The organism is Streptomyces sp. NPDC058373 (genome assembly GCF_042723275.1).
Classification (GTDB): Bacteria; Actinomycetota; Actinomycetes; order Streptomycetales; family Streptomycetaceae; genus Streptomyces.
Genome location: NZ_JBHXJE010000015.1, coordinates 1 through 18252, shown reverse-complemented (window position 1 = coordinate 18252; position 18252 = coordinate 1). Strand labels below are relative to the sequence as shown.

General features: G+C 73.6%; 10 protein-coding genes. 6 read left to right on the top strand and 4 right to left on the bottom strand.

The window, feature by feature from the left end:
• Nucleotides 1-2: 2 nt before the first annotated feature.
• Nucleotides 3-3035 (bottom strand): beta-N-acetylglucosaminidase domain-containing protein, encoded by a 3033-nt coding sequence (locus tag ACFWMZ_RS11910; RefSeq protein ID WP_383201094.1) that lies wholly within the window; start codon nt 3033-3035, stop codon nt 3-5.
• A 352-nt stretch (nt 3036-3387) separates the two neighbouring features.
• Here ACFWMZ_RS11910 and ACFWMZ_RS11905 point away from each other — a divergent pair, with 352 nt between their 5' ends.
• From ACFWMZ_RS11905 to alc, 5 genes are all read left to right on the top strand, one after another.
• The gene (locus ACFWMZ_RS11905) at nt 3388-3738 is read left to right on the top strand and encodes a hypothetical protein (RefSeq protein ID WP_003948082.1); all 351 of its coding nucleotides are present in this window, start codon (nt 3388-3390) and stop codon (nt 3736-3738) included.
• A 1-nt stretch (nt 3739) separates the two neighbouring features.
• On the top strand, nt 3740-6034 hold the full coding sequence (gene malQ, locus ACFWMZ_RS11900) for a 4-alpha-glucanotransferase (protein WP_383178910.1): 2295 nt from the start codon (nt 3740-3742) through the stop codon (nt 6032-6034).
• A gap of 20 nt (nt 6035-6054) precedes the next feature.
• Nucleotides 6055-6285: a hypothetical protein gene (locus ACFWMZ_RS11895; protein WP_383178907.1), complete on the top strand. Its 231-nt coding sequence runs from the start codon at nt 6055-6057 to the stop codon at nt 6283-6285.
• A 724-nt stretch (nt 6286-7009) separates the two neighbouring features.
• Nucleotides 7010-7933, top strand: a complete 924-nt coding sequence (locus tag ACFWMZ_RS11890) for a LysR family transcriptional regulator (RefSeq protein WP_383178904.1) — start codon at nt 7010-7012, stop codon at nt 7931-7933.
• A 405-nt stretch (nt 7934-8338) separates the two neighbouring features.
• Complete coding sequence (gene alc / locus ACFWMZ_RS11885) at nt 8339-9499, top strand: allantoicase (RefSeq protein ID WP_383201091.1); 1161 nt, start codon at nt 8339-8341, stop codon at nt 9497-9499.
• 87 nt (nt 9500-9586) lie between these two features.
• Here the strand turns inward: alc and pepN are convergent, their stop codons facing one another.
• The 3 genes from pepN to ACFWMZ_RS11870 all read right to left on the bottom strand — a co-directional run bounded on the left by pepN (nt 9587) and on the right by ACFWMZ_RS11870 (nt 17076).
• Nucleotides 9587-12163, bottom strand: a complete 2577-nt coding sequence (gene pepN / locus ACFWMZ_RS11880; protein WP_383178898.1) for an aminopeptidase N — start codon at nt 12161-12163, stop codon at nt 9587-9589.
• Nucleotides 12164-12312: 149 nt separating this feature from the next.
• Nucleotides 12313-13341, bottom strand: a complete 1029-nt coding sequence (locus tag ACFWMZ_RS11875; RefSeq protein ID WP_383178895.1) for an aspartate-semialdehyde dehydrogenase — start codon at nt 13339-13341, stop codon at nt 12313-12315.
• A 414-nt stretch (nt 13342-13755) separates the two neighbouring features.
• Nucleotides 13756-17076, bottom strand: coding sequence for a S8 family serine peptidase (locus ACFWMZ_RS11870; protein WP_383178892.1), 3321 nt, complete (start codon nt 17074-17076; stop codon nt 13756-13758).
• A gap of 732 nt (nt 17077-17808) precedes the next feature.
• On the opposite strand from ACFWMZ_RS11870, the gene ACFWMZ_RS11865 reads away from it, so the two are divergent.
• On the top strand, nt 17809-18198 hold the full coding sequence (locus ACFWMZ_RS11865) for a peptidoglycan-binding protein (RefSeq protein ID WP_383178889.1): 390 nt from the start codon (nt 17809-17811) through the stop codon (nt 18196-18198).
• Nucleotides 18199-18252: the final 54 nt, after the last annotated feature.

Genomic DNA, 18252 nt, shown 5'->3' with positions numbered 1-18252 from the left:
TGCTAGCCGCGGCCGGGCTTCTGCTGCTCCTTCTCCTTCTCCGCGACCGCGTACGCCTCCACCGAGAAGAGGGAGTAGCCGTACTCGGTGGCGCGCTTGTCGCCCTGGACGCGCAGGAACCGCACGTCCTTCGCGTCCAGGCCGACCCGTTCGCGGCCGCCCTTGCCATCCTTCACCGTCGCCGCCGTCCGCCAGACCCGGCCGTCCTTCGAGACCTGCACGCGGTAGGCGGCGGCGTACGCGTCCTGCCAGTGCAGCTCCACGCGGCCGACCCGGGCCGGTTCGCGCAGTTCCGTCTGCCACCAGGCGTTGTCCTCGGCGGGGGAGGACCAGCGGCTCTCCGGGTCGCCGTCGGCCGCCGCCCCGGCCGGGAAGTCCTCCGTCTCGTCGGCCGACGAGGACGCCTTGCCGGAGCGGACCAGGTCCGTCTCCTCGGTGGGCGGGAACGCCCGGACCGTCAGCGTCGCCGAGCGGCCGCCGAACTCCACCGGCACCTCGTAGCTCCCCGGGCGCACCCCTTCGGCGACCCGCACCGACACCGGGATGCGCACCTCGGTGCCGCGCGGCAGCACGGACTCCTCGGGGGCGGAGACCTCGATGCCCTTCGGGGTCTTCGCGCGCAGCGCGCCGCGCACGGTGCCCGGCCGGTGGGCCGTCAGCCGCGCCGTCACCTCGCTGACCCGGCCGCCGATCTCGGCGTCCGCCTCGCCCCGGCCGAGGCGCAGACCCGCCTCGGCGCCGTCCTCGTACCAGGGCACCAGCCGGTCGACCCGCTCGGCCTCGGGGCCCGAGACCCGCAGGGCGTCGGCGCGCAGGCCCGAACTCTCCACGTCGGTCCAGCCGCCCGGCTCCAGCCGGGTCACCGGCTGCCAGCCCTTGCCCGGCACCCGCGCCTCGACCACCCCGGAGACGCCCGGGTCGGTCCGCACCGTCACCCCGGCCAGCGGCCGCACCCGGGGCAGCGCCACCGTGTACGCGGAGCCGGTGTCCGCGACCTTCTCGCCGTCGCCGCCGACCGTGCCGTGCCAGCTGTCGGCCGTCTTCACCACCTGGTCGAGAAAGGGGTCGAGGACGCCCTCGCCGACTGTCACCTTGCTCTGCGCGGTGTCCGCGCGGACCGCCCGCAGCGCCCGCTCGGCGTGCCAGGCGGCGGTGCCGTCACCGCGCGCCTGGGCCGCCAGCAGGTCGACCGCCAGTTCCCCGGCCTGCCCGTACCGCGCCAGCTGCTCCGACCAGGGCCGCACCTCGTCGCCGAGGCCGGCGGGGGCGCCGTCGGCGAGCCGGTCCGGGGCCGCCCGCATCACCGAGAAGGCGGCGCGCAGCTCCTTGGCGGCGCGCGCGGCCCCGTCCCCGGCCTCGGTGCCGGGCCGCCCGGCCGCCCGCGCCGCGTCCGCGCGGGTCGCCCAGAACTTCGCCAGCAACGGCCGCAGGTAGGCCGACTCGTCGGCGCCCAGCACCGAGGAGGCGGTGTTACGGGCCAGCGCCCGGACCGCCTCGCGGGTCTTCGGGTCGTCCCCGGCGAGCGTGTCCATGGCGGCCTGCCAGGACTCCTGGGGCCGGTAGTCCTTCGGGTTCCACGCGTAGTCCGCCGCGGTGAAGAGCGGGATGCGGGAGGCGGCGGGCTGCTCCATCGCGGTGGCGATCAGCGCCGCCGAGCCGGTCGCGACCGCCGGTTCGCGGCCCGTGTAGGGGCCGAGGAAGATGCGGTCCTGCGCGTAGTCGTTGACCGGGTAGTTGTCCAGGGTGACCAGCGGGTGGTCGAGCACCTCGCGGGTGCCCGCCAGCTCCCGGCCGGTGATGGTGCGGGGCACCACGCCGACCCCGGTCCACGCCACCTGCACGTCGGCGTCCAGCTCGGAGGCGAGCTCGCGCCGGTACTCGGTCGCGCCCTTCTGGTAGTACTCCGTCGGCATCAGCGCCAGCGGCCGCGAACCCGGGTGGCGCTCCGCCAGGTGCGCGGCGACCGCGTTGGCCACCCGCGCCTGGGCGCGGGCCGCGGCGGCCGGGCCCGAGCCGAACTCCGCCTCGTCGTCACCGCAGTGCCACTCGCTGTACGACACGTCCTGGAACTGGAGGTGGAAGGCGCGCACCCCCAGCGCCCACATGGCGTCGATCTTCCGGTTGAGCGCCTTCACGTCGTCCTCGGAGGAGAGGCACATCGCCTGCCCCGGCGCCACCGCCCAGCCGAGCGTCACGTGGTTGGCCCGGGCCCGCTCCGCCAGCGCGCGGAAGGCCGCCCGCTGCGAGGCCGGGTACGGCTCGCGCCAGCGGGCCTGGCGGTAGGTGTCGTCGCCCGGCGCGTACAGGTAGTGGTTCTGCTTGGTGCGGCCCAGGAAGTCCAGCTGGCTCAGCCGCTGGGCGGTCGACCACGGCGTGCCGTAGAAGCCCTCGGAGAGGCCACGCACCGGCGTGCCCGGCCAGTCGCGGACCACCACACCCGGCACCACGCCGTCGCGGACGAGCTGACGCAGCGTCTGCACCGCATGGAACAGGCCATCTTCGCCCACCCCGGCCATCGCCACCGTCGGCCTGCCCCCGGCCTGACCCGCCGCCAGCCGGTAGCCGCCGGACGGCGGATCGTCGCGGGCGCTCGCCCCCAGCTCACGCAGGGACTTCTCCAGCCCGGGGGCGCTCGCGCCAGGCTTCGCGAAGGCGTCGCCGCCGACCCGTACCACGGGCGTGGCCCCGGCGGGCACCTCGTCCTCGGTGCCGGCCTCGGCGATGTCGCGGACACCGGCCTCGCGCAGCACTTCCCGCAGCGCGTCCAGCGCGGACGGGTCGGTGCCCGGCGGTGCCACCAGCACCACCCGCGTCCCCAGCGCCACCCGGCCGTCGGCGGCCCGCACGGACTGCGGGCGCGGCCATACGGCGGGCAGCCCGGCGGCCTCGCCCTCGGCGTCGTCCGGGGTCTCGTCGGCCGCGGTGGCCGGGTCCGGGGCGGGCGGAGCGGCCAGGGCGCCCGGGGCGCCCCCCAGCGCTCCGGCGATCACGGCCACCGCCAGAGCGGCGGCGGTCTTCCTGCGGCGGAGCTGCACGGGTCCTCTCCCAACGGGCGGCGGGGACGGGCGGGGCCAGAAGGAGTATGGCGCGCGAGGTGTGGCGCGGGCTCGAGGGGGCACGCGTAATCAGGAAGCGTGTTCCGGCGGAGCACCGGACGGCAAGGAAGCCCATCACTCCCGGCGGACGGTGTCAACGGCCGAAACCGGCCCCCGGCGTGCCCCGGCGGCCCGTCCATTGTGCGTCCCCCGGGCGCGCCCCCTCGCGATCTCCCGCCCACCGCGCACAATGTGACCCGGAACACGTTGGCCGAACGCGCACGTCTGCGTCGGGACAAGTTGGGTAGGGCTGCCGTGACCGTGCTTCGCACCCGCGACCAAGGAGGCCCCCGTGGCCGCATCGGCACACCTGCTTCTGTCCGCCCTTTCCAAACGTCCGGAACTGCACGACCTCCCGGCGATTCCCAGCCCCACCACCCTCGCCGGCCGACCCGACGACCCCTTCGACCCCGACACCGTCGACTACTCCCTGGTGTCCCACCCCGACTCCGGCCTCGAAGGCTCCTGCGCCTACGGACTCTCCGAGCCGCCCCTCACCAGTGAGCCGCCGCTGGCCGACGCCGCGCCGCTCACCAGCGAACCACCCCTGCCCGACACCGCCCCGCTGACCAGCGAGCCGGCCGCGGCCGCCGCCGTCGTCGCGGAGGACGCCCTGCTCGGAGCGGTTTCCTCAGGAGGCTGAATTGGCCCTGTCCCGGCTCGCCGAGCTCCATGGTGTCGCCACCTCTTACTCCCCCTCTCCGGACCGCACCGTTCCGGCCGCCGAATCCGCCGTCGTGGCCGCCCTGGCCGCCCTCGGCGTCGACGCGAGCAGCCCCGAAGCGATCCGGACCGCCCTGGAGGAAGCCGAAGCCGGACAGGCCGCCCGCCTGCTGCCGCCCACCGTGGTGCTCCGGTCCGCCGCCCCGTCGGCCGACCCCCGCACCGCACCCGAGCTGGCGGCCCTGCCCCCGGGCACCCGGGTCCGCCTCACCCGCGACCCGAGTCCCGTCCCGGCCCGCCCCGCGTCCGCGGGCGGCCGGGACGCGGGCGCGGCGGCCCGCCGCGCCGCCCCCGCCGGAGACGCGCCACCGCCCGCCTGGAACTGGACCGTCCCCCTGGTCCCGGCCGCCACCGCGCCGCCGCCCCCGCCGAACAGCGCCCTCCCCCCGGCCGCCGACGTCCTGTGGGCCGTACCGCTGGGCGTCCACCGCGTCGAGGCCACCACCCCCGACGGCCGCACCGCCACCAGCCACCTCGTCATCGCCCCGGACCACGTCCGAGGCCCCGAGGGCCGCACCTGGGGTCTGCTCGTCCAGCTCTACTCGCTGCTCTCGCACCGCTCCTGGGGCATGGGCGACCTCGGCGACCTCGGCGACCTCGCCGCCTGGGCCGGGCGCGTCCACGGGGCCGGTTTCGTCCAGGTCAACCCATTGCACGCGGCCGTCCCCGGCGCCCCCACCGACCCCTCGCCGTACCGTCCGTCCTCCCGGCGCTTCCCCGACCCGGTCCACCTGCGCGTCGAGGCGATCGAGGAGTACACCGCGCTCACCGCCGACGTCCGCCCGCACCTCGACGGGCTGCTGCGCCGCGCCGCCGAGGTGCGCGCCCAGGTCCTGTCCGGCGAGGCCCTCATCGACCGCGACGCCGTCTGGGAGCTGAAGCGCGAAGCGCTCGAACACCTCTGCGCCGTACCGCTCTCGCCGGGCCGCCAGGCCGCCTTCGACGACTTCACCGCCGCCCATGGCCAGGCCCTCACCGACCACGCCACCTGGGCCGCCCTCAGCGAACGCCACGGCCCGCGCTGGTCCGACTGGCCCGCCCCGCTCGCCGACCCGCGCTCCCCGCAGACCGCCGCCGCCCGCACCGAGCTGGCCCCCCGCGTCGACTTCCACCGCCGCCTCGTCTGGTACGCCGACACCCAGCTCGCCGACGCCCAGCGCGCCGCCCGCGACGCCGGGATGGCCGTCGGCCTCGTCCACGACCTGGCCGTCGGCGTCCACCCCGACGGCTCCGACGCCTGGTCCCAGCAGGACGTCTTCGCCGCGGGCATGTCGGTCGGCGCGCCCCCCGACGCCTTCAACGCCCTCGGCCAGGACTGGGGCCTGCCACCCTGGCGCCCCGACCGCCTCGCCGAGAGCGGCTACGCCCCCTACCGCGACCTGCTCCGCTCCCTGCTGCGGAACGCCGGCGCCCTGCGCATCGACCACGTCATGGGCCTCTTCCGGCTCTGGTGGGTGCCCGTCGGCGCCCCGCCCACCGACGGCACCTACGTCCACTACGACGCCGAGGCGATGCTCGCCGTCCTCGCCCTGGAGGCCCACCGCGCCGACGCCGTCGTCATCGGCGAGGACCTCGGCACCGTCGAGCCGGGCGTCCGCGAGGCGCTCCAGCGGCGCGGCGTGCTCGGCACCTCCGTGCTCTGGTTCGAGCGGGACTGGGACGGCTCCGGTCTGCCGCTGCCCGCCGAGGCGTGGCGCGCCTCCTGCGTCGCCACCGCCACCACCCACGACCTGCCCTCCACCGCCTCCCGCCTCACCGGCGACCACGTCCGCCTCCGCCACCGGCTCGGGCTGCTCACCCGGCCCCTCGCCGAGGAGGAGGCCGAGGCCGCCGCCGACACCGCCACCTGGCTCACCGTCCTGGACGGCCTCGGCCTGATGGGCGCCGCCCCCGGCGCCCACGCGCCCGGCGCCGCCCCCGACGAGGAGGCCGCCGTCCTCGCCGTCCACCGCTTCCTGCTCCGCACCCCGGCCCGCATGGTCGGCGTCTGGCTCCCCGACGGCACCGGCGACCGGCGCCCGCAGAACCTCCCGGGCACCTGGGACCAGTACCCCAACTGGCGGCTGCCGATCGCCGACGCCCAGGGGCGCCCCGTCACCCTGGAGCAGCTCACCGCCTCACCACGCCTCGCCCGCCTGCTGCGCACCGTCGCCACCGAGGACCAGGCACCGGCCCCGGTGGCCCGTACGGCACCCCCGGACGCGCGGCCCGTCTAGGCGTTCGCTACGTTGGGACCGTGGACAAGAAGAACTCTCTGCGCGCCGGTGCGGTGGTCGCCGGTACGACGCTGACGACGCTGCTCATGACGTCCCCCGCGCTCGCGCTGACGCGCGATGACGGGGACGACCCCGGTGCCGGTCTGAGCGTGGTGGAGACCCTTGGGCTCTACGTCGCCCTGCCGATCGTGCTGTTCTTGGTGATCGCCGGGCTCGTCATGGTCACGGACAAGTCCCGCAAGAGTTCCTGACCTCACTTGCCGGCCCGGCTCGGTGGCCTCCGCCCCGGCCGGGCTGGTCTTTTGCTGCGCCTCGTCCGGCGGCGCCTGTCGGTGGCCTCAAGCGCCGGCCGGGCTGTGTTTTGGCTTCTGCCCGTCTCGACCGTGCCGGTCACCGATGGCCTCAAGCGCCGGCCGGGCTGTCAGGTTCGCGGTTTCTCCGGTGCCTGGGTGGGGTGGGGCCGCGCCGGGGTACCTCCTCACAAACTGCATGGTGCGGGGCCAGTCGGAGTATGGCGGCCGTGTGTGCAGTTTGCTGCGGGGGCACCCCGGCACGACCCCACCCCACGGTCTCGTACGCGGCCAACCGCCGGAGGAGGGATGGGGCCGTCCCCGATAACTCGGTCCTCCACAGTCACCACGGTCGTCGCTCCTGCTGGTCACAGAGATCAATGAGTGACGGCCGTGTCTTTCCTTCCCACCGGCGGGACGACGCCGACGAGACGGGAGGGCGGGGTCGTGCCGGGGTGCCCCCGCAGCAAACTGCACACTCGGCCGCCTTGAGGCGACTGACCCCGCACCTTGCAGTTTGTGAGGAGGTACCCCGGTGCGGCCCCGCCCGCCCCACGCGGGGGACGAACCGCGAGACTCATAGCCCGGCCGGCGTTTGAGGCCAATCGGTGACTGGCACGGGCGAGCGGCGCCCAGGCAGAAGGGCAGCCCGGCGGCAGGGGAGGCCAGGCGTAAGGTGCCGGACATGGCGCCGCCCGCCCCGGAATGGGACCTCCGCAAACTGAGAATTCTGCGTGCCCTGCACCAGCACGGCACGGTCACGGCGACAGCCGAAGCCCTGCTGATGGCGCCGTCGGCGGTCTCCCAGCAGCTGTCGAACTTCGCCCGCCAACTGGGCGTCCCGCTCCTGGAGGCACACGGCCGCCGCGTCCGCCTCACGGACGCCGCCCACCTGGTCCTGCGCCACGCCGACGAGGTCTTCGCCCAGCTGGAGCGCGCCGACGCCGACCTCGCCGCCCACGTCCGCGGCGACGCGGGCCAGGTCCGGGTCGGCGCCTTCTCCACGGCGGTCGCCGCCCTCGTCGTCCCCCTCGTCACGCGCCTGCGCGAGGAGGCCCCTGGCCTGGAACTCCGCGTCCGCGAGGCCGAGGCGGGGGAGGCGTACGACCTGCTCGCCGCCGGTGAGGTCGACCTGGCGCTCTCCCTGGCCGCCCACGCGCCGACCGTCCGCGACTCCCGCTTCACCCGCGTCCCGCTGCTCGCCGACCCCTTGGACGTGGCGCTGTCCAGCACCCACCCGTTGGCCGACGCACCGGACCTCCGCCTCGCCGACCTGGCGGCCGAACCCTGGATCTACGGCGCCGACGGCCCCTGGTCCGACATCACCCGTGCCGCCTGCGAGGCCGCCGGGTTCCGCCCGGAGCAGGCCCACACCGCGACGGGCTGGCCCGCCATCCTGGCGCTGGTCGGGGCGGGTCTCGGCGTCGCCCTGGTGCCGCGCATGGTCAGTTCGGAGCACACCCCGGGGAGCGTCGTCATCCGCCCGCTGGAGGCCGACCGGCCCCGCCGCCACGTCATCGCCGCCGTCCGCCGGGGCGCCGAACAGGGCGGCGGCGCGGTCGCCCGCGTCCTGGCCGCGCTGCGCGCGAGTACCGGCGAGGCGGCCTGACTCTCCGTTCGCTCCCCGGCCGGAAGGCGGCACCCGGGCACCGCACACCGTATGGGGGCGCAGGCAGGGCGCCGCGCAGGGGGAGTCGGGACGAGAACGCGTCCTTCATCGCCATGGCGCGGGAGGCCGTGCCACGCCTGGTCGTGGAGGTGAGGCGCTTGAGGGCCCTGCTCGCGGATGAGGTGGCGGGCCCATGAGGGCCGGTCGCGAGCCATCCGCTTCGGGCGGCAGGGGCGTATTCGCTCGGGCGCGGGCTACTTCCTGGGCCGCGCCCTGGACAGCCTCGTCAGAGGGGTGCGCGCCGAGAGGCTCGTCAGAGACCACCGCGACCATTCAGTTCAGCCGAATATTCCCATCGGAAAGTTTCGATGGACGCGAGCATTCATTCCCTGCCACAGTCGACGCATGACCACACACCCCGCCACCCCGGACAGCCAGGACGCCCAAGCCGACGACCCGCACGCCAACGACGCCGCCCCGTACCCCGGCGGTGACCCGTACGGCGACTACCGCACCCACGGAGTCGACTTCTCCGCCACCGATCTGGTCGATCTCGCCGACCGGCGGCTGGGGGCCGGGGTGATCGCGGCCAACGACGAGTTCTTCGCGCAGCGGGAGAACCTGCTGGTGCGGGAGCGGGCCGTCTTCGACCCGGAGCACTTCGGGCACAAGGGCAAGGTCATGGACGGGTGGGAGACCCGGCGTCGGCGCGGCGCGGGCCCGGACACGCCGTTCCCGGCGCCCGAGGAGCACGACTGGGCGCTGATCCGGCTCGGCGCGCCCGGCGTCGTCAAGGGTGTGGTGGTCGACACCGCGCACTTCCGGGGCAACTACCCGCAGCGCGTCTCCCTCCAGGCCACCGCCGTCGAGGGCAACCCCGGCCCCGAGGAGCTGCTCGCCTCCGACGTGAAGTGGGAGGAGCTGCTGCCGCCCACCCCGGTCCTCGGCCACGCCGCCAACGGCTTCGCCTTCGGCGTGGAGCGCCGCTTCACCCACCTCCGCCTCTGCCAGCACCCCGACGGCGGCATCGCCCGCCTGCGGGTCTACGGCGAGGTCGTCCCCGACCCGGAGTGGCTCGGCCTGCTCGGCACCGTGGACCTCGCCTCCGTACTCAACGGCGGCGTGTACGAGGACGCCTCCGACCGGTTCTACTCCTCGCCGACGCAGATCATCCTCCCGGGCACCTCGCGGAAGATGGACGACGGCTGGGAGAACCGGCGCCGCCGTGTCCGCGAGACCAACGACTGGGTGCGGTTCCGGCTGGCCGCGCAGGGCGTGATCCGTGCCGTGGAGATCGACACCGCCTACCTCAAGGGGAACTCGGCCGGCTGGGTCGCGCTCAGCGCCCGGGACGGTGAGGACGGCGAGTGGTACGAGATCCTGCCGCGCACCCGGCTCCAGCCCGACACCCCGCACCGCTTCCGCCTGGCCGCCCCGGCCACCGCGACCCACGTCCGCCTCGACGCCTTCCCCGACGGCGGCGTCGCCCGGATGCGGCTGCACGGCGAGTTGACCGAGGCCGGGGCCGCCGCCCTCGCCGACCGGTTCCGGCGCCTGGCCGGCTGAGGCAGCTCCCCGTACGGACGACGATCCCGCCCGCCCCTTGCGACAAGGGGCGGGCGGGACCGTTCGCGTACGGCGGGGGAGAGGCGGTCAGGCGCGGCCGGCCGCCGCGTCCGCCTCGCGGGCGCGCAGGGCGCGCTCGACGCCGGCCCGGCACTCGGTGATCATGCGGCGCAGGCCCGGGGTCGGGTCGTTGGCCGCGATCCAGGCGTCGGTCGCGTCCAGCGTCTCCTGGGAGACCTGGAGCGCCGGGTAGAGCCCCACCACGATCTGCTGGACCATCTCGTGGCTGCGGCTGGCGGCCACGTCCTTGACGGCCGCGAAGTACTTCGCGGTGTACGGCGCCAGCAGCTCACGCTGGTCGTACTGGACGAAGCCGCCGATGACGGCCTCCTGGACCGCGTTGGCCAGCTTGTCCGACTCCACCACCGACGCCCAGGCGGCGGCCTTGGCCTCCTCGGTCGGCCGGGCCGAGCGCGCCGAGGCGGCGTGCCGCTCACCGGCGGCCGTGCGGTCCCGGGCCAGCTCCGCGTCGACCGCGCCCTCGTCCGCGCGGCCGGTCGCGGCCAGGCGGTGCAGCAGCGCCCAGCGCAGCTCGGTGTCGACGGCGAGCCCCTCGATGGTCTCGCCGCCGTCGAGCAGCGCCTCCAGCAGGTCGAGCTGGGTGTCGGTACGGGCGGTGTCGGCGAAGGCCCGGGCCCAGGCGAGCTGGTGGTCGCTGCCCGGGGCGGCCGCGCGCAGCTGCTCCAGGGCGAATTCGGTCCAGCGGGCCAGGCCGTCCGGGCGCCAGGCCGGGTCGGCGTACTGCTCGATCGCCATCCGGACCTGCCGCTGGAGCGACTGGACCACGCCGATGTCGCTCTCCTTGGGGATGCCGGAGATCACCAGGTCGAGGTAGTCGCGGGTGGCCAGCTCCCCGTCGCGGGTCATGTCCCAGGCGGAGGCCCAGGACAGGGCGCGCGGCAGCGACTCGGCGAAGTCGCCCAGGTGGGCGGTGACGACGGCGAGGGAGTCCTCGTCGAGGCGGACCTTGGCGTACGACAGGTCGTCGTCGTTGAGGAGGAAGACGGCCGGGCGGCGGGCGCCCACCAGCTCCGGGACCTCGGTCAGTTCGCCGTCGACGTCCAGCTCCGTCCGGCCGGTGCGCACCAGGCGGCCCGCCTCGTCCAGGTCGTAGGAGCCGATGGCGATGCGGTGCGGACGCAGCACGGCCTCGCCCTTGGCGCCGGCGGGCAGCGCGGGCGCGGTCTGGCGGACCGCGAAGGAGGTGACCGTGCCGTCCGCGTCGGTGGCGATCTCCGGGCGCAGCACGTTGATCCCGGCGGTCTGGAGCCACTTCCTGGCCCAGGTCGACAGGTCGCGGCCGGAGGTCTTCTCCAGGGCGCCGAGCAGGTCGGTGAGCTTGGTGTTGCCGAAGGCGTGCTGCTTGAAGTACGCCTGCACGCCCGCGAAGAACTCGTCCTCGCCGACGTAGGCGACGAGCTGCTTGAGGACCGAGGCGCCCTTGGCGTAGGTGATGCCGTCGAAGTTGACGAGCACGTCGTCGAGATCGTTGATCTCGGCCATGATCGGGTGCGTGGAGGGCAACTGGTCCTGCCGGTACGCCCAGGTCTTCTCGGCGTTGGCGAAGGTGGTCCAGGAGTGCGGCCAGCGCGAGCCGGGCGCGGCGGCCTGGCAGGCGACCGAGGTGAAGGTGGCGAACGACTCGTTCAGCCACAGGTCGTTCCACCACTCCATGGTGACCAGGTCGCCGAACCACATGTGGGCCAGCTCGTGGAGGATGGTCTCCGCGCGCCGCTCGTACGCCGCGTCGGTCACCTTGGAGCGGAAGACGTACTGGTCGCGGATGGTGACCGCGCCCGCGTTCTCCATCGCGCCCGCGTTGAACTCCGGGACGAAGAGCTGGTCGTACTTGGCGAACGGGTAGGCGTAGTCGAACTTCTCCTGGAACCAGTCGAAGCCCTGCCGGGTGACGTCGAAGATGTGGTCGGCGTCGAGGTGCGCGGCGAGCGAGGGGCGGCAGTAGATGCCGAGCGGCACGCGCTGCCCGTCCTTCTCGTAGACCGAGTGGACCGCGTGGTACGGACCGGCGATCAGCGCGGTGATGTACGAGGAGATGCGCGGGGTCGGCTCGAACCGCCAGACGTCGCCGTCGGGTTCGGGCGTCGGCGAGTTGGAGATCACCGTCCAGCCGGTGGGCGCCGTCACGGTGAAGCGGAAGGTGCCCTTGAGGTCGGGCTGCTCGAAGACGGCGAAGACCCGCCGCGAGTCCGGCACCTCGAACTGGGTGTACAGGTACGCCTGCTCGTCCACCGGGTCGACGAAGCGGTGCAGGCCCTCGCCGGTGTTGGTGTAGGCGCAGTCGGCGACGACCCGCAGCTCGTTGCGGCCCTGGAGGAGGCCGTCGAGGGCGATCCGGGAGTCGCGGAAGACGGCGGCGACGTCGAGCGCGGTGCCGTTGAGGACGACCTCGTGCACGGCCGGGGCGATCAGGTCGACGAAGGTCGAGGCACCGGCCTCGGCGCTGTCGAAGCGCACCGAGGCCACCGAGCGGAACGTGCCGCCCTCCTGGGCGCCCGAGAGGTCCAGCTCGATCTCGTACGCGTCCACGGTCAGCAGGCGCGCCCGCTCCTGCGCCTCTTCACGGGTCAGATTCGTGCCAGGCACGCGGTCATCTCCTTCGATGGGTACGCCGATGGTGACGTTTCGCTCATCCTTCCACGGGCGGCCCGGGTACGGGGAAGGGCGGGCACCGGATATCGGTGCCCGCCCTCCGGCGAGCGGTACGCGGCGCGCGGCAGGCCCGCGCGGCGGCGTCAGCCCTTCAGTTCGGCGGCGACCAGTTCGGCGATCTGGACGGCGTTGAGCGCGGCGCCCTTGCGCAGGTTGTCGTTGGAGACGAAGAGCGAGAGGCCGTTCTCCACGGTCTCGTCCACCCGGATGCGGCCCACGTAGGACGGGTCCTGGCCGGCGGCCTGGAGCGGGGTGGGGATCTCGGAGAGCTCGACGCCCTCGGCGCCCTTCAGAAGCTCGGTGGCGCGCTCGACGCTCAGCGGGCGGGCGAAACGGGCGTTGATCTGGAGGGAGTGGCCGGAGAAGACCGGCACGCGCACACAGGTGCCGGAGACCTTCAGCTCGGGGATCTCCAGGATCTTGCGGGACTCGTTGCGGAGCTTCTGCTCCTCGTCGGTCTCGAAGGAGCCGTCGTCCACGATCGCGCCGGCCAGCGGCAGCACGTTGAAGGCGATGGGGCGGGTGTACACGCCCGGCTCCGGGAAGTCCACGGCGGCGCCGTCGTGGGTGAGCTGGTCGGCCTCGGCGACGACCTTCTGCGCCTGGCCGTGCAGCTCGGCGACGCCGGCCAGGCCGGAGCCGGAGACGGCCTGGTAGGTGGCGACGACGAGGGCTTCGAGACCGGCCTCGTCGTGCAGCGGGCGCAGTACCGGCATGGCCGCCATGGTGGTGCAGTTCGGGTTGGCGATGATGCCCTTGGGGCGGTCCGCGATCGCGTGCGGGTTGACCTCGGAGACGACCAGCGGGACCTCGGGGTCGCGGCGCCAGGCGGAGGAGTTGTCGATCACGACCGGGCCCTGGGCGGCGACCTTCTCGGCGAGCGCCTTGGAGGTGGCGCCACCGGCCGAGAAGAGCACGATGTCCAGGCCCGAGTAGTCGGCGGTGGAGGCCTCCTCGACGGTGACCTCGCTGTCCTGCCACTCGATCGTCGAGCCGGCGGAGCGGGCCGAGGCGAACAGCCGCAGCTCGGAGACGGGGAAGTTCCGCTCGGCGAGGATTCTGCGCATGACCGTGCCGACCTGACCGGTGGCTCCGACGATTCCGACCCGCACTGTGACTCCTTCAGTCTGGCTCACCGGCGGGCGCCCGCCGGACGTACGAAGTGGGCAGCCCGCCCATGATGCGACAGCCTGCCCATGATGCGTATGACCAGGACACTCTTGTCCAATCCTTTGTCCGGGGGATGGGACGCGATCGTCCGCCTGGTGGGCGGCACGGCCGGGTCGATCTGCCATCCTGCCCGCTTTCGTCCCGATTTTCTGTGACGCATGTCCCACTCGGCCGCAGGAGTCCGAAGGGGGAGGGGCGCCGGGTACGCGGAAGGGGCGGGCTCCCGGGGGAACCCGCCCCGATCCCGTGCCCGCGTGCACCGGGCTCAGCCGTTCACGCGGCCTCTCCGGCGGTGCGGGCGGTGGCCGCCGGTGCCGCGCCCGGGTGGGTGGGGGCGCGTCGCCGGCGGCCCGGGGTCACTCGGTGACCTTGCCGATCTCGACGCTGCCGCTGCCCGCGGCGGTGCCCTTGGCGTTCAGCACCTGCACCTCGCCGAAGAACTTCCGGCCCTCGGGCGCCGGAGCGGCGACCAGGACCTCGGCGGCGATCTGGGCGGAGGCGCCGGTGGCGAGCTTCACCGTCTTCGACGTGTCGACCTTCACCTCGCCGAGGGCGGCGGAGAAGTACACGTCGCGGTAGTCGTACGCGGTGGTCCCGGCCGGGACCGAGTAGGCGTAGACCTCGACGGTGTACGTGCCCGGCTTCGGCTTGGCGACCGACAGGGCCTCCTCGGAGTCGCCGTCGGCGGTCTGCGCGACCTGGTTGCCCTCCTCGTCGTAGAGGGCCAGGTCCAGGTCGGCGGCGACGTCGGAGACGCTGCCGATGGCGATGTCGAGGCGCTCGACGCCCTCACCGACGGTGATCTCGCTGGTCTGGGCCTCGCCGTTCTTGATCTCGGGGCGCTTGCTCAGCGAGGAGCCGAGCGGGCCGCCCTTGAGCTTGCCCTCCAGCGCGGCGTTCTCGTTGGTGATCGTCCACTCGACCGGGGCGGGGGTGCCGACCTTGGCCTCGGGGACGGTCTGGACCGCCGGGTCGAAGGCGACGCCGAGCAGCGACACCTCCAGCTGGTACGGGTTGCGCAGCAGCGGCGAGGTGCGGCGCGCCTCGACCTCGATCTCCCAGACGCCGGGGGCCGGGTCGGTGTAGGAGCGCAGGTCGGGGCGGCAGCCGTTGCCGTCGTTGTAGTTGTTGTAGCAGTCCGGGGTCGAGGTCGAGTCGACCGGGACGCCGTAGGGGTGGATGGCGATGAACCGGACCTGGCTCTTGCCGAAGAGGCCGCCGAGGGAGACCTCCAGCGACTTGGCGCCCTCGGGCACCTCCACGAAGTAGGAGCGGGTCTCGTTGCGGTCGACCTCGCCCGACTTCTTCACCGTGAAGGACGGCTTGGCCAGCTCGTCCGCGGCGACCACGGTCGTCATGATCTGCTGGTCGGTGCCCTGGGTGGACGGGTCGTCCACGGTCAGGATCGCCGAGTGCAGGCCCTTGGTGGCCGCCTTGGCGGAGACCGTCAGGGTGACCGGCTTGTCCAGCTTGAGGTCGACCTTCTTGCCGCCGACCAGCTTGAACGTCTCGTCGTGGTTGTTGAGCAGGCCCAGCTTGTGGGTGACGGCCTTCTTGGGACCGGTGGTGCGGGTCACGGTGATGTCGTACAGCCGCTTCTTGCCGACCTTCAGGCCGCCCTCGCGGTCGTAGACGCCGGTGCCGTGGCCCGGGTCCTTCAGCAGCTCGTCGATGGCCGTGTCGACGGGGGCGCGCACGGTGTACTCGTGTGTGTCGCCGTCCTGCTTCTTGATCTGCTTCCAGGCGTCGACGATGTTGATCAGGCCGGCGCCCTGCTCGTACGCCTGGACGCCGTCGATCTGGGTGGCGGTCGAGGTGAGCGCGGAGCGCAGCTTGGCCGGGGTCAGGTCGATGCCCTGCTGCTTCGCCTTGGAGAGCAGCAGCGCGGAGGCGCCGGCGGCCTGCGGGGAGGCCATCGAGGTGCCCTGGAGCATCGAGTAGCCGGCGGGGAGGTCGTAACCGGCCTCCAGCGTCGGGCCGCCCGGGACCCAGGTCTGGGTGGTGTTGATGGCCGCGCCGGGCGCGGAGAGGGTCGGCGTGAAGCCGCCGTCCTCACGCGGCCCGCGTGAGGAGAAGGGCATCATCGCGTACGGCTTGCGGACCTCGGAGCCGTAGTTGGCGAGCCAGGTCTCCTTGGAGATGGTCGCGCCGACGGAGATGACCTTGTCGGCGAGGCTGGGGTCGCCGATGGTGTTGGCGCCGGGGCCGCTGTTGCCCGCCGAGATGACGAGCTGCACGCCGAACGCGTCGATGATGCGGGTGTACAGCTCGGCGCGGGCGTTGTTGCCGTCGTTGAGCGCCGGGAGGCCGCCGATGGACATGTTGATGATGTCCACGCCGCGGTTGGCGGCGAGGTCGATCATGCCCTCGGTCAGCGCGACGGAGGTGCAGCCGCCGCTCCAGGTGCAGGCGCGCGAGGAGACCAGCTTGGCGCCGGGCGCCGCGCCGTTCATCTTGCCGCCGAAGAGCGAGTTGGCCGCGGTGATGCCCGCGACGTGGGTACCGTGCGAGCCCTCGATGATGCCGATGTTGACGAAGTCGGCCTTCTTGCCGACCCAGCTGCCCCCGTACGGGTCCATGGGGACGCCCTTGCGGAGCTCCACCACGAAGGGGATCCGCTCGACCACGTCGGTCTTCGGGTCGTCCTTGCCGAAGTAGCCGACCTGGAACTTGTCCTTGTACGGCCGCAGCACCTCGTCGTCGGTGAAGTCGCCGTTGTCGTTCAGGTCGACGCGGACCGTGCCGGTCTTGGCGTCGTAGAGCACGCCCCAGGTGTCCGTGGTGTCGCCGTCGCGGTTGAGGTCGCCGTCGGCGTCGCCGCCCTTGGAGGCCGCCTCCGCGAAGAGGCTCACGCTGTACGAACCGGCCGGGGCCTTGTACGTACGGCCCTTGTAGGTGAAGGCCGGCCCGGAGACCGCGTCCACCATCGGGCGCCACGTGTTGTCGCCGTCCACGATCGGGTCCGTCGCGGTCACCCAGTCGGTGATCTTGCGCTCGCCCGTGGTGGTCTTCTGCAGCGCCGGGTGGCCCAGGTCGATGCCCGAGTCGAGGATGCCGATGGTGATGCCCCGGCCGTCCGCCTTCGGGTTCTTCTCGACGAACTCGACCGCGCCCGTCTCGAAGGACGGGTTGAACGGGTTCTTCGCCGGGGTCTTCGCGCCCGGCGCCCCGTAGAAGTCGTCGCTGTCGCCGGCGGCGCTCTTGGCGCCCTTGGCCCGGTCGCCCGCGGGCGTCGGGTCGTCCAGCTGGATCTCCTGGTTCAGGTCGATCCCGTGGACGGCGGAGAGCTTGGCCGCCGCCTTGATGGCGGCGTCGGCCTGGCCGGTGGGGACGGTCGCCCGGACGTACCCGAGCTTGTCGTGGGTCTTGCCCACCGACCCGCCCTTGACCGCCTTCAGCTTGCCGGCGACCTCGGTGGTCTTCCCCGGCTGGGTGGCGATCATCATGGTGACGTTCTTGTCGCCGTCGGCCTTGGCCTCGGCGAGGCGTTCGGCGTCGGCGGAGCCGAGCTTGTCGGCGGCGCTCTTGACGGTCGGCGCGGGGGCCGGCTCGTCGGAGGCGAAGGCCATGGGCAGCGGTGCGCCGGCGCAGAGGGCGGCCACCAGGCCGGCCGCCACGGCGACGCGTGCGGCCCGTCTGGCGCCCGATATGGGCACCTGCGGGGATTCGGAGGTCATCAGCATCCCTGTATGTGGAAGAAAGGGTCCGGATTTCGGTGCCGGATGACCGGTCAGCTTTGCGTAAGTGGCCGTTGTTTGGGGAGAGTTGCCCGGGCCTGGTGGGGAAGCTGGCGGGATTCCGCCATGCGTCATCGACGCCTTACCCGCCCATAGATGGACAGGTCCACGTCAGGGGGAACGGTCGCTTCCGCTCCCTCGGACGGTCCCGGCGGTCCACATGTGCCGCTTCCGTGAGGGGGGTGGAGGGGTCACGGGAAACCGCTGGGCCGCCGGGCCGGGCCGTGGTGTCATGCCCCCCGCGAGTACGGCCGGGCGAGGCTGAAAACCGCCCCTCGGCCCCGCCGCCCCCGCAGTCTCCCGGCCACTCGCACCGGTCCCTCCCCCCTCCCCCCGCCCCACTCCGCCACGGCCACGACCGCATGTGGCAGAACCTCCCCTGCGGCACCGAGGTCTGGGGGCCACGACGGCGGCACCCACGGCTCCGCCACCACAGCCCTCGCCACCCGCGACACCCACCACAGCCACCGGTACGCCGTATCGCCCGCGCCGCACCGGCGGTCCATCCCACCCGGCCCCCGGGACCCTCCCTCCCCCTCGCATCCCCGCAGGTCAGCCCCTGGGACGGCCCACGATCTCCCACCCGCGCCCGGAACGCTGGCCACCGCAGGTCCGCCTCCCGGAGTCTGACGGGGCAGTCACCGCACGCCACACCGATCCGATGGGGACACCATGACGCTCCGCCGCCGCACCCTCGCCCTGCTGACCGCCTCCGCCGCCCTCCTCGCGGGGGCCGTGACCGCCGCACCCGCCGCCACCGCCGCCGCCCCGAAGAAGTGCTACACCCAGTCCACCATCGGCCTCACCTGCCACTACCACTACGGCAAGACCTGGGCCGAGCGCGGCTCCACCGGCGCCCACGTCAAGGAGATCCAGGCCCTCATCAACGGCACCACCACCTACTACCAGACGCACGGCAAGGCCCTCGCCGTGGACGGGATCTACGGCGCGGGGACGCAGTCGGCGGTCCGCTGGTTCCAGAAGAAGTACATCGGCGCCTCCGCCGTCGACGGCATCGCCGGTCCCCGCACCTGGGACGCCCTGCGCGGCTACCGCAAGTGATCCCGCCCGGCAGACCGACGGGCCCGCCGCCCCACCCCGTACGGGGTGGGGCGG